The sequence below is a fragment of the Ruegeria sp. BB1 genome (assembly GCF_056539465.1).
This window is the reverse complement of the sequence record NZ_JBQFVB010000006.1, coordinates 53668-70714: the sequence shown is the minus strand read 5'-3', so window position 1 is coordinate 70714 and position 17047 is coordinate 53668. Positions and strand designations below refer to the sequence as shown.

The 17047-nt window shown below is 58.5% G+C and carries 20 protein-coding genes; 6 read left to right on the top strand and 14 right to left on the bottom strand.

The features are described 5' to 3' along the window. Positions 1–21: 21 nt before the first annotated feature. The 9 genes from ACR0AL_RS14245 to ACR0AL_RS14205 are packed head-to-tail and all read right to left on the bottom strand — an operon-like array spanning position 22 to position 4579. Positions 22–537 (bottom strand): flagellar basal body-associated protein FliL, encoded by a 516-nt coding sequence (locus ACR0AL_RS14245; protein WP_480663501.1) that lies wholly within the window; start codon positions 535–537, stop codon positions 22–24. Between the two features lie 12 nt (positions 538–549). Next, on the bottom strand, positions 550–1281 hold the full coding sequence (flgH, locus tag ACR0AL_RS14240; RefSeq protein ID WP_438826490.1) for a flagellar basal body L-ring protein FlgH: 732 nt from the start codon (positions 1279–1281) through the stop codon (positions 550–552). Next, positions 1281–1697: a flagellar basal body P-ring formation chaperone FlgA gene (gene flgA / locus ACR0AL_RS14235; protein ID WP_170351887.1), complete on the bottom strand. Its 417-nt coding sequence runs from the start codon at positions 1695–1697 to the stop codon at positions 1281–1283. The genes flgH and flgA overlap by 1 nt, the downstream gene beginning before the upstream one ends. Further along, positions 1697–2482: a flagellar basal-body rod protein FlgG gene (gene flgG, locus ACR0AL_RS14230; protein WP_480649171.1), complete on the bottom strand. Its 786-nt coding sequence runs from the start codon at positions 2480–2482 to the stop codon at positions 1697–1699. The genes flgA and flgG overlap by 1 nt, the downstream gene beginning before the upstream one ends. A 22-nt stretch (positions 2483–2504) precedes the next feature. Further along, entirely contained in the window at positions 2505–3215 is a 711-nt protein-coding gene (locus tag ACR0AL_RS14225) for a flagellar hook-basal body complex protein (RefSeq protein ID WP_170361880.1), read from the bottom strand. Next, positions 3215–3487 (bottom strand): flagellar biosynthetic protein FliQ, encoded by a 273-nt coding sequence (locus tag ACR0AL_RS14220; protein ID WP_058282142.1) that lies wholly within the window; start codon positions 3485–3487, stop codon positions 3215–3217. The genes ACR0AL_RS14225 and ACR0AL_RS14220 overlap by 1 nt, the downstream gene beginning before the upstream one ends. Before the next feature lie 4 nt (positions 3488–3491). Further along, complete coding sequence (fliE, locus tag ACR0AL_RS14215) at positions 3492–3782, bottom strand: flagellar hook-basal body complex protein FliE (RefSeq protein ID WP_170351884.1); 291 nt, start codon at positions 3780–3782, stop codon at positions 3492–3494. Positions 3783–3793: 11 nt separating this feature from the next. Next, the gene (gene flgC, locus ACR0AL_RS14210; protein ID WP_170379299.1) at positions 3794–4180 is read right to left on the bottom strand and encodes a flagellar basal body rod protein FlgC; all 387 of its coding nucleotides are present in this window, start codon (positions 4178–4180) and stop codon (positions 3794–3796) included. 12 nt (positions 4181–4192) lie between these two features. Beyond that, on the bottom strand, positions 4193–4579 hold the full coding sequence (locus ACR0AL_RS14205) for a FlgB family protein (RefSeq protein ID WP_425082280.1): 387 nt from the start codon (positions 4577–4579) through the stop codon (positions 4193–4195). Positions 4580–4684: 105 nt separating this feature from the next. Here ACR0AL_RS14205 and ACR0AL_RS14200 point away from each other — a divergent pair, with 105 nt between their 5' ends. The 6 genes from ACR0AL_RS14200 (at position 4685) to ACR0AL_RS14175 (ending at position 11906) form a co-directional block, all read left to right on the top strand. Beyond that, positions 4685–6004, top strand: a complete 1320-nt coding sequence (locus ACR0AL_RS14200) for a FliI/YscN family ATPase (RefSeq protein WP_480663634.1) — start codon at positions 4685–4687, stop codon at positions 6002–6004. 86 nt (positions 6005–6090) lie between these two features. Beyond that, positions 6091–6927 (top strand): flagellar motor protein MotB, encoded by an 837-nt coding sequence (locus ACR0AL_RS14195; protein ID WP_170351881.1) that lies wholly within the window; start codon positions 6091–6093, stop codon positions 6925–6927. A gap of 97 nt (positions 6928–7024) precedes the next feature. After that, positions 7025–8320: a flagellar hook protein FlgE gene (locus tag ACR0AL_RS14190; RefSeq protein ID WP_170351880.1), complete on the top strand. Its 1296-nt coding sequence runs from the start codon at positions 7025–7027 to the stop codon at positions 8318–8320. 33 nt (positions 8321–8353) lie between these two features. Further along, positions 8354–9805, top strand: coding sequence for a flagellar hook-associated protein FlgK (gene flgK, locus ACR0AL_RS14185; RefSeq protein ID WP_226689703.1), 1452 nt, complete (start codon positions 8354–8356; stop codon positions 9803–9805). After that, the gene (locus ACR0AL_RS14180; protein ID WP_480663499.1) at positions 9805–10815 is read left to right on the top strand and encodes a flagellin; all 1011 of its coding nucleotides are present in this window, start codon (positions 9805–9807) and stop codon (positions 10813–10815) included. The genes flgK and ACR0AL_RS14180 overlap by 1 nt, the downstream gene beginning before the upstream one ends. Continuing rightward, complete coding sequence (locus tag ACR0AL_RS14175; protein WP_170399425.1) at positions 10812–11906, top strand: flagellar basal body P-ring protein FlgI; 1095 nt, start codon at positions 10812–10814, stop codon at positions 11904–11906. Before ACR0AL_RS14180 ends, ACR0AL_RS14175 begins: the two co-directional genes overlap by 4 nt. 41 nt (positions 11907–11947) lie before the next feature. Here ACR0AL_RS14175 and ACR0AL_RS14170 read toward each other — a convergent pair whose 3' ends face one another. The 5 genes from ACR0AL_RS14170 to ACR0AL_RS14150 are packed head-to-tail and all read right to left on the bottom strand — an operon-like array spanning position 11948 to position 17041. Next, a complete protein-coding gene (locus ACR0AL_RS14170; protein WP_170351877.1) occupies positions 11948–12595 on the bottom strand; it encodes a DUF1523 family protein in 648 nt (215 codons plus the stop codon). An 11-nt stretch (positions 12596–12606) separates the two neighbouring features. Beyond that, a complete protein-coding gene (locus ACR0AL_RS14165; RefSeq protein ID WP_170361871.1) occupies positions 12607–12873 on the bottom strand; it encodes a hypothetical protein in 267 nt (88 codons plus the stop codon). Further along, positions 12874–14211, bottom strand: a complete 1338-nt coding sequence (locus ACR0AL_RS14160; protein WP_480663497.1) for a DUF6638 family protein — start codon at positions 14209–14211, stop codon at positions 12874–12876. Next, complete coding sequence (locus tag ACR0AL_RS14155) at positions 14208–15113, bottom strand: putative phage abortive infection protein (RefSeq protein WP_480663495.1); 906 nt, start codon at positions 15111–15113, stop codon at positions 14208–14210. The genes ACR0AL_RS14160 and ACR0AL_RS14155 overlap by 4 nt, the downstream gene beginning before the upstream one ends. After that, the gene (locus tag ACR0AL_RS14150) at positions 15110–17041 is read right to left on the bottom strand and encodes an AAA family ATPase (RefSeq protein ID WP_480663493.1); all 1932 of its coding nucleotides are present in this window, start codon (positions 17039–17041) and stop codon (positions 15110–15112) included. The genes ACR0AL_RS14155 and ACR0AL_RS14150 overlap by 4 nt, the downstream gene beginning before the upstream one ends. Positions 17042–17047: the final 6 nt, after the last annotated feature.

Here is a 17047-nt window from a genome sequence, read left to right as displayed (position 1 = left end):
CAGCGTATAACCCCGTCAGAATCAAACGTCCTGACGGTTGACGCTCATGATCAAAACCTGAAACACATCATCGCCCAAATCCTTGCGCGCTGTCTCCAGCAACGCTTTGCGCAGAACGCTCATATTGTCCGATTCAGTGAATGCACCATCAAAACCACCGGTATTGGCGTGATCAAACATGACCTGCAAAAAACCGTCGCGCAATTTGGGTTCAAGCGCGTAGAAAGCTTCGGTCATGCCAGGAGTGATTTCAAGGCTCAGCGACATGGTGACCAACGCCGCGATCCGGTCCGCATCGACGACGGGCACCACAAACTGCTTGGTCAGTTTGAGGTATTCATAGTCGCTTTGCGTGTCCTTTTTCCCAGCATTGTCCTTTTTCTTGGCGGATTTCTCTTTGGGTTTTTCCGCCTTGGCCTTGGGTTTTTCCTGTTTTGCGGCCTCTTTCGGTTCACCGGAGGGCGCAAACACAACTCCGGCACCGATACCGGCCCCCAGACCGATCAGCAAGAATACGACGGGTAGAAGTTTCTTCATCACATCCGCTCCTTAATACGGCAGCACAGCATCCAGGATCTGCTGGCCATAACGCGGCTGCTGCACGTCAGTGATCTGTCCGCGCCCGCCATAAGACACGCGGGCCGAGGCGATCTTGTCATAGGTGATCTCGTTTTTGCGCGAGATATCCTGTGGTCGCACGTAGCCCGTCACCAAAAGCTCGCGCAGTTCGAAATTGACGCGCAGTTCTTGCGAGCCCGAAATCGACAGTACCCCGTTTGGCAGCACGTCGATTACGGTCGCGGCCACACGCAGCGTCAGCTTTTCCTTGCGCTTAACCGATCCTTCGCCCGTGCTTTCTGAGGCGGAATCGATCTCGACCGCGTCCGCCAGCGACGCCCCTTCCGGCAGATGATCCGCCGCGCGCTGTGGCAGGCCAAACAGGCCGACGATGCCAAGGCTTTCCGAAGCAGATCGCGAGCGTTCCGTGTCGTTCGAAAACTCAGCCTTTTCGTCCAGCTCAATCACGACCGTCAGGATATCTCCCTTTTTGATCGCCCGCTGATCGCCCAACAGCGATTGTTGCCCACCGCTCCAAAGTGAGGATCTGTCGACATTGCGCTGCGGCTGGGTGTGCAAAGGCAGGCCCGGCCACAACATCGCGACATGTTCGGGGGAGTCTTCGTTCGGAGTGAAGCTTGGCGGTTTGCCCAGATGATCCAAGCGCCCGCAGGCTGACACCGCCAGAATGGCAAACAACAGAGACTTCGAAAGTTGCGACATCATTTTACCTCGATTTGGCCGTCGGGCCGGATAAGGCCCGTCACAGTGGTACGGGAGGACAGGTTCATAACCCGGATACGATCCCCGGCGGCCCCACGACCCAGCGCGCGGCCTTCTGCGGTGATCGACAGCGGTGTGCGGTCAAAGATCAGGACAACCAGATCGTTGCGATCCACCAGGGCCGGTGGACCCACATCGCCTTCACGGATCGGGCGTCCGGGATACAGCGCGACGCGGGCCTCTTGCCCGATCAGAAACTCAGGCGTGGTTATCGCGCCGGGCACCTGCTGGGCCTTAAGCTCCAGATCGGTCGCCGAGATGATTTCCTTGGCGCGAATAGTGCGAGTCGGCACGACGATATCGGCCTGTACCGAGGCCGGCACCAAAAGGGCCAACATCAAAACCAGAAACCGCATCACCGCACCTGTGTGGTTGCGCCCATCATCTGGTCGACGGCGGAAATGACCTTGGCATTCATCTCATATCCCCGCTGCGCCTCGATCAGTTCGGTCACTTCGCGCACCGCATCGACCGAGCTGTCTTCAAGATACCCTTGCCGCAGCGTGCCCAGACCATCCTCACCCGGTGTGCCGACCACGGGTGCGCCTGAGGCTTCGGTTTCCTTGAAAAGATTGCTGCCAATCGCCTCAAGCCCCTTGGCGTTCGAGAAACTGGCCAGCGTCAGCTCACCCAACAACTGCCCGTCTGCCGTGTCGTCGAAATAGGCATAAACTTCGCCCGCAGCGTTGATCGAGATCGACCGGGCATCGTCAGGAATGGTGATCTCGGGCGCGACGGCAAACCCGTCTGATGTGACGATCAACCCCTCGGCGGATCGTTTCAGGCTGCCATCGCGGGTATAACCCGACTGACCATTGGCCAGCGTTACTTCAAGATAACCACGCCCTTCGATGGCCACGTCCAGATCGCTCCCGGTGGCCGACAAGCCACCCTGCGCCAACTGCACTGTGACGGCCGCTGGACGCACACCCAGACCCAGTTGAATTCCGGTGGGCAGAACGGTGCCGTCATTGGCGTTCACCGACCCGGCCCGCGCCATTTGTTGATAGTGCAAATCCGCGAACTCAGCCCGGCGGGCGTTGTAGCCGGTGGTGTTCGTGTTCGCCAGGTTGTTCGAGATCGTCTCGACCCGCATCTGCTGCGCGGTCATGCCCGTAGCCGCGATTTTCAATGCTCGCATGTCAAAATCTCCTTTTCACAAATCAACGCATCAGCGCCTTGAGCGCGCCGCGCAGACGTTCGTCTTCGGTTTCCAGAAAGCTTTGGCCCAGCTCATAGGCGCGCTGGATTTCCACCAGCCGGGTCACCTGCTCGACCGCATTGACGTTGGACCCTTCGAGAAAACGCTGCAGCACCACTGGGTTTTCGACCGGGTCAATTTCGCCCTCGGCGCGGAACTGCGTGCTGCCTTCACGCACTAGCGTTTTGGGATCGGCCACACGATAGACGCCGATCTGCCCCAGCAATTGCCCCTCGATGCTCAGTGTGCCATCGCTGCCAACGTCAATCGACGCAGCATCCGGCGGGATGAAAACAGGTGCGCCGTTGCTGTCCAGCACCCGGTGGCCGTCCATCGTGACCAAATCACCCTCGGCACTGGGTGAGAACGCTCCGGCCCGGGTCAGCCTGTTGCCGGATGGCGTTTCGACCATGAAAAACCCATCACCTTCGATGGCAAAATCAAACTGGCCGCCGGTTTCCGTCAGCAGGCCCTGCTGCAATGAAGTGTTGCGCGCCTCGGCCCGTGCCATGGACAGGGACGGGTTGCCCGGCAAGTCGCGGACAAACTCGGAAAACACCAGACCCTGCGCGCGATATCCGGTGGTGTTGGCATTGGCGATATTATTCGCCACCAGCCGCATTTCATTCATCAGGCCCGATTGACGGGACAAAGTGGTATAGGCGGTATCCATCAGCGACCTCCGGCGATCAATGGGATGAGGGTTGTGGTGAAAAACGTCACCAGCGTCTGGGTCATGAACCCCATCGAGATCCAGAACACGATGACGATGGCGATCAGCTTGGGCACGAAGGTCAGTGTCATTTCCTGTACCGAGGTCAGCGCCTGAAACAGACCCACGATCAGGCCCGACACCAGCGCCACCGCCAGGATAGGAACCGAGGTAATGACCGCGACCCACAGCGCCTGGCGCACAATGTCATAGAAGAGACCTTCGCTGAGCATCCGATCAGACCGGCATCCGCAGGATTTCCTGATACGCCTCGACCACTTTGTTGCGGACAATGACCGCCGTTTCCACGGCCAGCTCGGTCTGTGCCAGTGCCTGTACCAGAGCGTGGGGATCGGCCTGGCCGGTCATGGCGGCCTGCGACATTTGCTCGGAATGCTTCAGCGTCGCTGTAAAGTCCTGAAACGTTCTGCGCAGCCCTTGCGCCAATCCGGCGTGATCAGGATCGGCCTGCGTGGCCGGGCGAGCGACAGCGTAGTTTTGTGCCGCGGTCAGGGATCGGATATCCATTCTGGTGTCCTTTATTTTCTGAGAAGTTCCATCAAGCTCGACGACATCTGGCGTGACTGGTCGAACATCTTGAGATTGGCCTCATAGCTGCGCTGCGCCTCACGTGCGTCTGCGATTTCGATCATCAGATCGACATTCGAGCCACGGTAATGGCCGGTTTCATCCGCCATCGGGTGACCGGGGTCATAAATGCGCGAACCCTCGCGGCGATCCAGTTTGACGCGCCCGGCCTGCACCACCTCTTGTCCGTTTTTTTGCACCGTCTCAAACGGCACAGTTTTGCGGCGATAACCTGGCGTATCGGCGTTCGAGATATTCTCGGACACATGCCGCAGGCGGGCTGATTGCGCACGCAGAGCATTGGTTGAGGCGGCTAGGGAATGGGAAAAATCGCTCATGTCTTACACTCCTTATGACCGGCCAAGGCTGCTGCGCAGGATGTTCATCGAGGATTTGTAGATGGTCAGCGCGCGGTCATGCTGGCGCTTGACCTCGACCGCTTTGAACATCTCTTCCTCGACAGACACTCCATTGCCGTTTGGATCGCCCGAGGGCGCAACCTCAAACTCGGCCCAGGGCTGTGGGGCGGTGGCGCCGTTCAGATGACCCGCGCGGGTGGCGGACATCGAAACCTGACGGTCTGATTTTTCGAATGCTTTCTGAAAACCTTCGATATCGCGGGGCTGATAGCCGGGCGTATCTGCATTGGCCATGTTGCGCGCAATCACTGCCTGCCGTTGCCCGGCATGGGTTGCCATTGCGTACGCTGCCTTAAAGACGTTCAGGTCATAGAACATCGGGGCTTCTCCCTCGATCAATTTCAATCAAGGCTTAACCCCGATTCCTTTAGAAAGCGTTTGCAGAAACCCGTTGGAGAACCCACGATGTCCGATCTCGACCCGATGCTTCTGAAGTGTGAATTCGACCGTCTGTCTGCTGTGCGCCATATGGGACGCGTTACCGGCGTGGCACGCGGAGTCATTGAAATACAAGGGCTTGAAGGGCAGGCGCGAATCGGTGACCACCTGACATTGCGGCGTCGTAATGGCCCGGATCTGCCGGGCGAAGTGCTGCATGTCGAGGCCGACGGTATTCACATGATGCCAACCGCCGCGCCGGATGGGGTGTGCCTGGGTGACCGGGTGATTCTGGACCAGACACCCGCTTTCGCACCCGGCATGCACTGGCTGGGGCGCCTGGTCGATCCCTTTGGCAAACCGCTGGACGGGAAGCCCCTGCTTGCGGGTGTACAGGAACAGGGCATCATGCGTGCCCCGCCCCCCGCTGTGGCACGTAAACCGCTGGGCGCACGGATGGAGACCGGTTTAGCGATGCTCAACACGATGCTGCCCGTGGTCCAGGGTCAGCGCATCGGTCTGTTCGCCGGATCGGGCGTCGGAAAATCCACCTTGCTGGCAACGCTCGCGAAATCGATGCAGGCGGATGCCGTTGTCGTGGCACTGGTGGGCGAACGCGGGCGCGAGGTGAACGAGTTTGTCGAACATGCGTTGGGGGCAGAGGGGATGAAACGCTCGGTCGTTGTCGCGGCCACGTCCGACCAATCGGCGCTTGCCCGCAGGCGTTGCGCCTGGTCGGCAATGTCGGTGGCCGAGTATCTGCGCGATCAGGGGCTGAACGTATTGTTTCTGGCCGATTCGGTGACGCGATTTGCCGAGGCGCACCGCGAAATCGCCGTTGCCATGGGCGAAGCGCCTTCGTTGCGGGGCTTCCCACCTTCGGTCACGCCGCTGATTGCCGGGTTGTGTGAACGCGCGGGTCCCGGAGCGGCGGACCAAGGTGATATCACCGCCGTGTTCAGTGTTCTGGTCGCGGGATCGGATATGGATGAACCAGTGGCCGACATCCTGCGCGGGGTTCTGGACGGGCATATCGTGCTGAGCCGCGACATTGCCGAGCGCGGGCGGTTTCCGGCCATTGACCTTAGCAGTTCGGTATCGCGCAGCCTGCCGGGGGCGGCGACCGCAGAGGAAAACCAATTGATCTCGGAAACCCGCAAACTGGTCGGCAGCTATGAACAATCCGAAGTCATGATCAAGGCCGGGCTTTATGCCGAAGGCGCAGACCCGCTGCTGGATCAGGCCGTGCGCGTGCATGAGGAACTAGACGCGTTCTTTGGCAAATCTGAACCGGATGGAATCAAAAACAGCTTCAACCGCCTACAACTGATCCTGCGGCGGGCCAACGCCAACTTGCCGCGCTAGCGAAATCAGGACAGTTTTAAGTGTTAAGCCCACCTTAAGACCTGCCCCGCTACGCCTGTAGTCGGGTGATAGAAAAGGTGGTGGAGATGGGTGCGCAATCCAATGCGGCGCCAATCATCATCAAGAAGAAACGTGTGTCAGGTGGCGATGGTCACCACGGCGGCGCGTGGAAAGTCGCATATGCCGACTTTGTCACGGCCATGATGGCGTTCTTCATGTTGATGTGGCTGCTGAATGCAACGACTGAGAAACAACGCAAAGGGCTGGCAGATTACTTCTCGCCAACAATACCGGTGAACCCGGTCTCGGGCGGGGGCGATGGGGCTTTTGGCGGCAACAACATGTTTTCCGAAGTGACCATGGTGATGGATGGCTCGGGCGCGACCAAGCGGCACCCGACGATTGCGCGGCAAGCGCGGGGGTCGATCGGCGTGAATCCCGATGGCGGCAAGGAAATGTCCGAGGACTTCTCGACGCTTGAGGCGCAGCTTCTGGGGCATACCGGGGAAAGCATGGTGTCTGACAAGGTGCTGAAACATATCGTAACGCGCGTCACTGACGAAGGTCTGGTGGTTGAGCTGTTTGATACCGAAGATCAGCCGCTGTTCGAATCGGGAACGGATGAACCGACCCCGATGATGCGAGCGCTGGCCCTGCTGGTGACGCGATCTTCGGATCTGGTGACAAATGCTGTCTCGGTCGAGGGTCACGTCAGCGCCTCGCCCGTGGTTCTGGCGCAGGACCCGTCCTGGGATGTATCGACCTCGCGCGCGCAAGTGGTACGCCAACTGCTTGAAGATAAGGGTTTTGCGGGTTCTCGGCTGGATCGCGTGACCGGTCATGCCGACCGGGAATTGAGCGATGAAAACCCGATGGCCGTGCGCAATAACCGGATCGAAATCATCTTTCTGCGCGACACCTGAACGCACAGGATAGGCCGCATTTTAACTGTTAGCGCGCTGTTAAGGGGCAGTGCGTTAGCTGTTGCCTCAACGATTGACGCAACAGAAGGGCGTGCCAATGACGATTTCCTCCTCGCTGAATGCCGGTGTGGCATCTTTGAAGGCCAACGCCAACCGGCTGGCTACTATTTCAGACAACATCGCCAACTCGTCGACCTTCGGCTACAAGCGGGTCGAGACGGATTTTCATTCGATGGTCACCTCGGGTCAGGGCGGCAGCTACTCGGCGGGCGGGGTCAGAACCACCAGCCAGCGTCTGATCGATCAGCGCGGGTCACTGGTGACGACCAACAATTCAACCGATCTGGCAGTACGCGGCCGAGGCATGCTGCCGGTTCGCCCAAGCTCGCAAATCGCGGGTGGCTCGAATGAGATGCAACTGACCACGACCGGTTCTTTCCGCACCAATGAGGAAGGGTATCTGGTCACCGAATCCGGCTTGGTCCTGCTGGGCTGGCGCGCCAACCCGGACGGTTCAATTCCCGCGGTGCCGCGGGACACCCCGGCAGCGCTCGAGCCCGTGCAGCTCAGCGTCAATCAACTGTCCGGCGCGCCGACCACACAGATGAATCTGCGTATGAACTTGCCCGCAACGGCCACCGAAGCCGGGTCGCCGGGCGACACACAACCCCTGTCGGTTGAATATTTCGACAACCTGGGCAAATCCGAAAGCGTGGATATCGAACTTGTGCCAACCGTCCCCGGGGCCGGCAGCAGCAATGAATGGACCATGGTGCTGCGCGACTCAGCCTCGGGCGGGGCGGTGATCGGGGAATACACGCTGACGTTCACCGACAGCCGCACCGCGGGCGGTACACTGGCCAGCGTCGCCACCGTGTCGGGCGGGGCCTATGACCCGGCAACCGGCAGCCTTGTGGTCAACGTCGCGGGTGGCCCGATGGAGATCAATATCGGCCAGATCGGCGATGCGGACGGCATCACGCAACTGTCCGATACCTTTGCGCCCGTTTCGATCACACGCGACGGGTCGGCCGTGGGCACGATGACCAGCGTTCAAGTTGACGAAAATGGCTATGTCTATGCGTTCTATGACACTGGTGTCAGCCGCCGCATGTTCCAGATCCCGCTGGCGGATGTGCCCAACCCCAATGGCCTGACCGCGCTGGACAGCCAGACTTATGCGCCATCACGGGAAAGCGGCACATATTTTCTCTGGAACGCGGGGGAAGGTCCAACAGGTGAACTTGTGTCTTTCGCGCGCGAGGAATCGACCACAGATATCGCGACCGAGCTGACTTCGCTGATTCAGACCCAACGCGCCTATTCCTCGGCTGCTACGGTGATTCAGACCGTTGATGAGATGCTGCAAGAAACCACCAACATCAAACGCTGATTTGGGTTTTGACCCGGAAAGGGGGCCTGTCTGATGAATTTGTCGACAGCATTCAACAACGCCGTCAGCGGCCTGACGGCCTCGAGCCGCGGCACCTCGGTCGTGTCGGACAATATCGCCAACGCGCGGACGCCCGGCTATGCCCGCAGGTCGCTGGAACTGACGACAAACGTGATTTCGGGCACCGGGGTGCGCACCGTAGGCGTTATTCGCAATCAGGACCCGGTTCTAACCGCCAACCGTCGCACCACCGATGCGGAACTGGCCTACCAATTTGCAGTTTCCAGCTTTCAAACCAGTGTTGAGGGCGCCGTTGGCACGGTTGACGATCCCACATCGCTTGCCAATCGGTTGGCCGAGTTCGACAGCAGCCTGATCACCGCTGCCAGCCTGCCAGATTCTTCTGAGCGACTGGATCAGGTGGCCCGCGCGGGCCATGATCTGGCCAGCGCGCTCAATTCGGCGTCCGAAGGCGTTCGGCAGCTGCGCTCGGACGCAGATCGCTCCATTGGAAAGCAGGTAGAGAGCCTGAACCAGACCCTCAAGGATATCGTGAAGCTGAACGCCAAAATTCCGTCGGTCAAACATGCGGGTGGCGATATTGGTGCCCTGCTGGACCAGCGGCAGGTGTTGATAGATCAGGTGAATGAGCTGGTGCCGGTGAACGCGGTTCCGCGTGCGAACGACCAGGTGTCGCTGTACTCAGACGGTGGCCTGATCCTGCTGGAAGGCGCGGCTGCCGAATTTTCCTTTACCACCACGGGCGACACCAAACCCCACATGACGGTGGGCAATGGGCTGCTGTCGGGGTTGGAGATGAACGGAAACCCGGTGCGCACCGGCGGAGACAACGCCCAGATACGCGGCGGCGCGCTGATGGCGCAGTTTGAAATCCGCGATGAGCTGGCGGTTGAGGCACAGGCTCATCTCGACTCGGTCGCGCGGGATATGATCGAACGGTTCGAAACACCCGGTCTGGACCCCACCGCATTGCCTACCGATCCCGGTCTGTTCACGGATGCCGGCAACCGCTTCGATGCCACTGCGCCTGAGGGGCTGGCCTCGCGCATCAGCCTGAACACGATTGTTGATCCCGACACTGGAGGTGACAGCTGGCGCTTGCGCGACGGGCTTGGTGCGGTGGCCCCCGGCGATCCGGGCGATGCCACGCAATTGCAAGCCTTTGGCGCCATTCTCAGCGATGCCCGGCCCGTCGCGGGGTCGCCCTTTGGCACCGGGGACATGCGCGCCTCGGACCTGACCGAGTCGCTGATGTCCAGAACCGGATCGGACGCTCATACCGCCAGCCAGCGCCTGACCTTTGCCAACAGCGCGCAGCTGGAAATGGCCAGAATCGAGGCGGAGCAGGGCGTGGATACCGACCAGGAATTGCAGAACCTGATGGAGATCGAGCAGGCCTATGCCGCGAACGCGCGGGTCATCTCGGTAGTGGATGAATTGATGCAAACCTTGTTGAGGCTCTGATGATGAATTTGACGTCTATTGGCGATCTGGCGCGGGGCATGACATTGCGGACCCGCTCGACCGAACTCAGAAACGAAATCGAAACCCTGTCTTATGAGATGTCGACCGGCAAGGTTCAGGATGTGTCGGGACGTCTGGATGGTGACTATTCCCATCTGCTGGATCTGGACCGCAGCCTATCGCGTCTAGACGCCTATCAGATATCGACGGCTGAGGCTGGGCTGTTCACGGATGCCATGCAGCTGAGCTTGACCACGATTAACGAGTCCGTGACCGAGTTGACCTCCTCCCTTTTGTCCTTCGGCACGTCAAACCAGGCGGTCAGCCATGAAAATGCATCGGTTCAGGCCCGGAACGAGTTGGATACGATCATATCAGCGCTGAACACCCGCGCTGGTGGACGCAGCCTGTATTCCGGCGCGGCCACTGATGTCTCCCCCCTGCCGTCAACCGACACGTTGTTGAACGCACTTGAAACGGAGCTGAGCGGATACGTCACAACAGCGGATATCAGACAGGCGGCAGAAGACTGGTTCAACGACCCCGCCGGGTTTGACGCGGTGATCTACCAGGGCTCGGGCAATACGTTGGCACCGATGCAGATATCCGAGAATGAAAGCATCACGATCCCGATCACAGCCACCGACCCCGCGATCAAGGATGCGATACGAGATATTGCCGTTGCGGCGTTGGTCTCTGACAATGCTCTGAACTTGCCGCGTGATCAGCGCACTGCCCTGTTTACACAGTTGGGCGTCGATCTGGCCAACACCCAGAACGATGTGGTGAACTTGCGCGCTCAGGTCGGTTCAGCAGAGGCTCGGATCGAACAGGCGGCCACGCGCAACAGCGCCGCGCAGACCAGCCTTGAATTCAGCAGGAACAAGTTGATCGCTGCGGACCCCTATGAAACCGCTGCACAGTTGCAGACTGTCCAGTTCCAGTTGGAGAGCCTGTATTCCGTCACCGTTCGCAATGCGAACCTGTCGCTGGTGAATTTCCTAAGATGAAGCTTTTTGTTTTCCTACTGATGTTGCTGCCCGGGATCGCGTTCGCTGGCACGATACGCCTGAAGGATCTTGTGGATTTTGACGGGGTACGGGGCAATGATCTGGTCGGCTATGGCCTGGTTGTCGGGCTGAACGGAACTGGCGACGGGCTGCGCAATTCACCCTTCACCGAAGAGATTATGTCGAACATCCTGGAACGGCTGGGCGTCAACGTGAATGGCGAAGATTTTCGCCCTAAAAACGTAGCGGCTGTGTTGGTGACCACCAGCCTGCCGCCTTTTGCGCGGGTCGGCGGGCAGATCGACGTGACGGTGTCGGCCATTGGTGATTCCAAAAGCCTGTTGGGTGGCACCCTGATCATGACACCGCTCAACGCGGCCGATGGGCAAATCTATGCTGTGGCGCAAGGCACGGTTCTGGCCGGTGGCGCCGTGGCTGAGGGTGAGGCTGCTTCGGTTGTTCAGGGAGTGCCGACCTCCGGCGTGATCCCCTCGGGCGCACGGGTTGAGCGTGAGATCGATTTTGACCTGTCAACCTTAACGCAAATGCGCCTTGCCCTGCGCGAGCCGGACTTCACCACCGCCAGCCGGATTGAGAATGCGATCAACACAGAATTCAACCGCGCAGTGGCGATTATGCGGGATTCCGGTACGGTGGAACTCAACATTGCGGCAACCCAGTCGGTTTCAACCGCGCATGCGCTGGGTCGGATCGAAAACATTCTGGTCGAACCGGAAACCAAAGCGCGCGTCGTGGTCGATCAGCGCTCAGGGACCATCGTCATGGGGCAAGAGGTTCGGATTTCACGGGTCGCGGTATCACAAGGCAATCTAACCCTGACAGTCGAGGAATCCCCCATCGCAGTTCAGCCTAACCCTTTTGCCCGCGGCGAAACGGTTGTGGTCCCCCGCACTTTCGCCGGTATCGAAGAAGAAGAGGGCACTGGGTTGGCCGAAATCCCCGAGGCAACTACCCTGTCCGAGGTTGTGGCCGGGCTGAATGCGCTGGGCGTGTCGCCCCGCGACATGATCGACATACTGAAAACGATCAAGGCCGCCGGGGCATTGCACGCTGAGTTTGTAGTTCGATAAGCAAACAGAACCGAGCAGGTGGCGGGATCAGATGCCCGCCATCACTTGGATTTCCAGCTATCAAGCCAGCGGCGGAACCCGTTGCGCTTTTCTTCGATCGCATCACCGGCGGCATAAATCCCATCTTCCATATTCTCAAGCATCGGGTCGATACGGCGTTGCCGGAACCGACGCCAGCGCACCCAAATAGCCCAGACGATGGCAAAGAAAACCGTCAGAAAGATGATGTTGAACCATGGGATCAGCCGCACATCAGGGCTGTCCACCGGGCGCACCGAGACCACATTGGGAAAGATCGACATAAGCTGATTGCGCCAACCATAATGGCGCAAAACCACCCATTGCGGGTTATCCGCAGTCGACACGAGATTGGTCAGTTCCGCCTGTAGGTTCGAACTGTCGAGTTTGAAATAGGGCGGCCAGCCCCAGCCGGTATCCTCATTGCGATAAACGCGCGGTTTCCCGTTCGGGCGGAAGGTCTCCACAAATCGCACATCTCGGTTGACAGTCTGCGCGCCCTCTTGGCCTGTATCTTGCTGTGCCCAGAAGATCGAGTTCTCACCAAAATCGACGCGCCGCACCTCGGTTTTTACGATCCGCACCACATCTTGCTGTGGCAAGGTGTATTCCAGCACCGAGGCAACAAGCCCCCAAAACACGATGATGAATACCCATTTGACATAGACCATCTATCCGGCCCTCATTTGAAATTAGTAATATAGATCAGCAGGGCAATGGCCCCAAGCGGGATGACATAGACACCCAGCAGCAGTTTCTTGCGGAACGATTTGTCATATTGCCGCATTCCCCGCTCGAGAAAAGCCTCTCGATCACCGTGCAGCCCTTTTTTTTCCCAATGCGCGATCAACTTACGCCGACGGACGAGGCGGGAATAGATCGACAGCCCGACATAGATCACGGTCAGAACGATCAGCAGTGGAATTAGAAAACGGATTGCGACAAGCATTCAATTCCTCCCAACTGCGCCCCAGGGACCAACGCGTGCGATGATGTCATCGCTGATCCGGTCATCGCCGCTCATGTCCGGCTCATGCCCGAACAACGCAGCGCGGGCGCCCGCCTTGTCCACCTGATACTCGCGCGCAAGAAAGTCGGCAACATAGGCTTTCTTGGTCTCGGGCCAACCGGCATAGGTGTTGTAAAACAGTTCCTTGTGACAGATGAACATTTGGCGCGGGTCCAGCGGGGCCAGCTCAGCCAGCAGCATGTTCACCAGATCGCGGTTCGGCGTATCAGTGGCCCGCAACGTGTAGAAATAGGCCGGATGGTCCGAAGTGATGCGCGGCCACGGACCACCATCCTTCGCCCAGCGCAGTAATTGGCCCAAACCGTGATAAGCCTCAGGCAGGCGGTCTGCGTAATTACGGGCCAGCCGCCGCATGTCGCCACGATCCAGCCCCGTCAGGTCTACACCTGCATCCGCCGCCGCGTCGACGGTCAGGAAATCCATCTTTTGCTGCAGGATCGCGGTGGCATCCACGCCCCGCGCTTTGACGATTGGTTCGACCAAGTCGTTATAGTCAAGAAACTTGGCGATCTGGTTTCGCTGCGACGGCTCGAACGTGTATTTGATCTTCAGATCGTCGGGTTTTTCGCCCATGCAGATCGCCGCCGGATGGTCCAGATCCGGGAACAGATAGAGCCCGCCGAAATGCGCCGTCCAGAAGTTGCGCTGCTCGAACGCCGTGTGGCGCAGATGGACGGGGTTGCGGGTGACGTCGCCGGTTTCCCTGGCCGTCTCGATCATTTTCGCAATCAGCACATCGTCGAACCATGCGTCCTCTTTGGTTTTGAACCGTTCGACCATGCCCGCCAATTGCTGCGCCTTGCGCAGGGTGCCGCCAGCGGTGTCGGCCTCGATCTCGATCTTTTGCAGGTTGAACAGGTCGCGGGGCGTGGTGAGTTTGATGACCGAGTTCACCAGTTCTCCGGCCACTGCGTCGGTGGCGGTCAGGGCGAACAACTGCGCCTCGTTCATCTCGATAAACTCGCGCAGGATATCGCGCGAGGTCGAGAATTTGACGTTCAACAGGGGGCTGCGTTTCTGCTCGGTCGTCAGCAGGATGAATTGCCGGTTGACCCCGTTGGGGTTGAGGTAGAGCTCATCCTCCAGTTCAATCCCAACCTCCGGCGAATAGCCTGAGATATCGACATGGAAATCCGTCAGCGCCGTGGTCTTGCCCGCCAGATGCTGCAGCGCGCGGTTATACCGCTCGACCAGAACCGGGCTGGAGATGTGGACGAGATTGCCAAACATCAGGCCTTTTTTGATGAGGCGGATCATTGGTGCGCTCCTGCCGAACTCCGAAGCCCTGCCAAATGTGCCTGTTCCAAACGCCGGTTAGCTTCGGGCGTAAGTAGAGGATTACTACCAAGCGCTTTTCTGTCTATTAATTCAATATGATGGTGAGCGAGCAATTTTAAAGTTGGAAGGTTATCAAACAACTCAAACTCGGATGCATATCTTTTGAAACCCTCACCTTGAATAGATAAGCAATTATAAAAAATTAGCAGTAATTCCGCATCCGACAATTGCGATCTGAACAACTTGATGTGATGAGTGCGTACAAGGTCCTGATCTTCGGAAAGCACTCTGAAACAGTTGTAAAGAAATCTGAAGTAGTGACCTAAGTCTTTGCCTCTAGCGTTCCAAAAGTCTTTGTACGCGTAGAACAACGCGACTTGCTCGTCGTGAGTCTTGAGTTTTTCTCGATAAGCTTTGTTCAACTCTCTGTAAAAGAACACAAAACAATCCCTACCTTCTGCAATCAGAGCTCTTGTATCATTTGTAACTACATCTAAGCCGCCAACAATCTCAGTGTGCGTACGAAGTAACTCAAAAAACATAGTCTCAAATTGCTGGGACCGTAGGTTTTCATTCATAGTGTTAAACTCATCCGCCTGTCGTTTGAGTTCACCTCTTTGTTCGGAGAGTTCCTGACTCTGCAAACCAACGGTTACAATGATCCAAACAAAAGCCAACGCTCCAGCAAACCCGGCAAGCGTATCCCCAACTTCGTTTGGAGCAGCTTCCTTGAAGTACTCCCATTTGGTTACACCGCAGTCCTTTGCTCCCCAAATGTTCACATCACAAATCGGCGTGATTGCTGTCCACAACCCAAAACCCGCAATCACTAAGGAGGCCATAACGCCCCAAGTAATCGGGCTTCTCAAAAGTCTTTTCACCCCTTCCCCTCCAGATATCGCCGCTTGGCCTCTTCCATCCGGCCCATCTCGCGGACGGCGTTTTCGATGGCGACCTCGTCGCTCTTGTCGGCATAGCGGAACTCGCTGTCGGCGTAGCGGTTGATTTCCTGCATCACCATTTCCACCGTGATCGGCTGGCGCAGGTCCTCGATCATCGCCTTCTTGGTGTCGTAGTCGCGGAACAGGAACAGGTCGGGGTTTTCCATCCACTCGTCGGGCAGTTCGAAATCCATCGCGCGGACCTTGACCGCATCGGTGATGTTCTTGATCGCGCGGCCGGTGAAGCGCTCATCCGCCTGCTGGATCGCCTTGAGGTAGGTGCCCAGTTTGGCAATCGTGTCCATCTGGCCGATCTCGCCGGACACTCGGTCATAGACCTGCAACAAGGCGTCCTCATGCGGGCGGGCGTGGCTTTCGAAACTGGCGGCGACGGCCTTCTTGATCTCCTGCGCAGCATAGGCTTCGTGTTCACCCAAGGGTATGTCGTGGTTGCGGCCCATCAGCAGGTGCAGGATGTCGATGTAGTCCTCGCGCGTTTGCGGCCCGTCCACCAGAAACCGCGCGCCCGCCCGTTGACGCAAGGCGTCGTCCACATTCTCGGGGTAGTTCGAGAACATGCCGAAGGTGCAGTTGCCGCGCACAACGGTGTTGGCACCCGCAAAGCTCTCCATCAGCACGGCGGTGATTTCCAGCTGCCCGGCTGACGACTGCCGGTCGCCGCGCTTGCCCGCCAGCTGGTCGATATCGTCGATGGTGCCAAACCCGATGACCGAGGGGTCGATGATCGTGTTGATAAACGCCTTGGCGTTCTGACCGGATTTGCCCTGATAGCTGTCGATATTGTCGGTGCTCAGGTTCTGATAGCGGAACGGATAGCCTGCGTTCTGGCAGTAGTCATTGATTAGCCCGGCCATCATCTGGATCAGGGTGGTTTTTCCGGTGCCCGGTTTGCCATCCCCCATAAAGGTAAAGATGAACCCGCCAAGCTCCGCAAACGGGTTCAGACGGCGGTCGAAGTCATAAGCCATCACCATCTTGGCCAGCTTCATCGCCTGATACTTGGCGATGTGGTTGCCAACCACCTCGTTCGGTTTCTTGAACGTCATGGTCAGGGTGGTGGATTTGGCCTTCGAGGCGGGTACAAACCCTCGGATCGTCAGATCATCGGCCTCGATATGCCAGGCGGCGTTGTGGAACGGGGCCAGATGACTAGCAGATTGCGCGCGCAGGGCGGCTTTTTCCATTAGCTGTTCAGCATAGGCGCTGGTGGCCGCGATCAGATAGGCATCGTCAGGGGCATGTTTGGCCAGCATCTGGTCCAGTTCCCACAATGCGCCATGCAGGGCGAGTTGACCGTTGTCGGTCAAGACCTCTTCGATCTCACCAATATCGGCAGTGGTTTCGCCAAGATGCGAGGACATCAGATAGGCCAAGGCATTGCCGAGAGTATGCGAGGTGATCAGCGCCTCAGCTGTCAGCAATTCCGAAAACTCGGTTTTGCGCGCGGCGGGCAGATCGCCCGCAAGGTTCGCGCGTTTCAGGTCTGCCAGCGGTGTCTGTTCGGCATAGGCTTCAGCCACCGCCAGAGCAATGGCAACCGCACGGCGGATTGCCTGCTGCGTAGTGGCCTGCGGCGGCGAGACCAGCGCATCGCCATCTTCCGAAGCTTCGATCCGTTCAACCAGATGCACCCCGTCGGCCCGCACAGTACGCCTTGTCACTAGACCAGGGGTCGTGGACCGAAACCGCCGCCCCGTGGACACACCCGGTGAACGCTCGACCGTCGCATCAACCGCCTTCGCAATCCGCGGCGCGTGTTCAAACCCATTCAGCAAGGCGGTCGCCGCCGGATAATGCTTGCGTATATCCGACTCGCGCAATTCCATCTGATCAGACGTCAAATTCATCTCAAA

Coding starts and splice junctions, on each gene's coding strand:
- ACR0AL_RS14245 (WP_480663501.1), bottom strand. CDS start 537: ATGAAGAAACTTCTACCCGTCGTATTCTTGCTGATCGGTCTGGGGGCC.
- flgH (WP_438826490.1), bottom strand. CDS start 1,281: ATGTCGCAACTTTCGAAGTCTCTGTTGTTTGCCATTCTGGCGGTGTCA.
- flgA (WP_170351887.1), bottom strand. CDS start 1,697: ATGCGGTTTCTGGTTTTGATGTTGGCCCTTTTGGTGCCGGCCTCGGTA.
- flgG (WP_480649171.1), bottom strand. CDS start 2,482: ATGCGAGCATTGAAAATCGCGGCTACGGGCATGACCGCGCAGCAGATG.
- ACR0AL_RS14225 (WP_170361880.1), bottom strand. CDS start 3,215: ATGGATACCGCCTATACCACTTTGTCCCGTCAATCGGGCCTGATGAAT.
- ACR0AL_RS14220 (WP_058282142.1), bottom strand. CDS start 3,487: ATGCTCAGCGAAGGTCTCTTCTATGACATTGTGCGCCAGGCGCTGTGG.
- fliE (WP_170351884.1), bottom strand. CDS start 3,782: ATGGATATCCGATCCCTGACCGCGGCACAAAACTACGCTGTCGCTCGC.
- flgC (WP_170379299.1), bottom strand. CDS start 4,180: ATGAGCGATTTTTCCCATTCCCTAGCCGCCTCAACCAATGCTCTGCGT.
- ACR0AL_RS14205 (WP_425082280.1), bottom strand. CDS start 4,579: ATGTTCTATGACCTGAACGTCTTTAAGGCAGCGTACGCAATGGCAACC.
- ACR0AL_RS14200 (WP_480663634.1), top strand. CDS start 4,685: ATGCTTCTGAAGTGTGAATTCGACCGTCTGTCTGCTGTGCGCCATATG.
- ACR0AL_RS14195 (WP_170351881.1), top strand. CDS start 6,091: ATGGGTGCGCAATCCAATGCGGCGCCAATCATCATCAAGAAGAAACGT.
- ACR0AL_RS14190 (WP_170351880.1), top strand. CDS start 7,025: ATGACGATTTCCTCCTCGCTGAATGCCGGTGTGGCATCTTTGAAGGCC.
- flgK (WP_226689703.1), top strand. CDS start 8,354: ATGAATTTGTCGACAGCATTCAACAACGCCGTCAGCGGCCTGACGGCC.
- ACR0AL_RS14180 (WP_480663499.1), top strand. CDS start 9,805: ATGATGAATTTGACGTCTATTGGCGATCTGGCGCGGGGCATGACATTG.
- ACR0AL_RS14175 (WP_170399425.1), top strand. CDS start 10,812: ATGAAGCTTTTTGTTTTCCTACTGATGTTGCTGCCCGGGATCGCGTTC.
- ACR0AL_RS14170 (WP_170351877.1), bottom strand. CDS start 12,595: ATGGTCTATGTCAAATGGGTATTCATCATCGTGTTTTGGGGGCTTGTT.
- ACR0AL_RS14165 (WP_170361871.1), bottom strand. CDS start 12,873: ATGCTTGTCGCAATCCGTTTTCTAATTCCACTGCTGATCGTTCTGACC.
- ACR0AL_RS14160 (WP_480663497.1), bottom strand. CDS start 14,211: ATGATCCGCCTCATCAAAAAAGGCCTGATGTTTGGCAATCTCGTCCAC.
- ACR0AL_RS14150 (WP_480663493.1), bottom strand. CDS start 17,041: ATGAATTTGACGTCTGATCAGATGGAATTGCGCGAGTCGGATATACGC.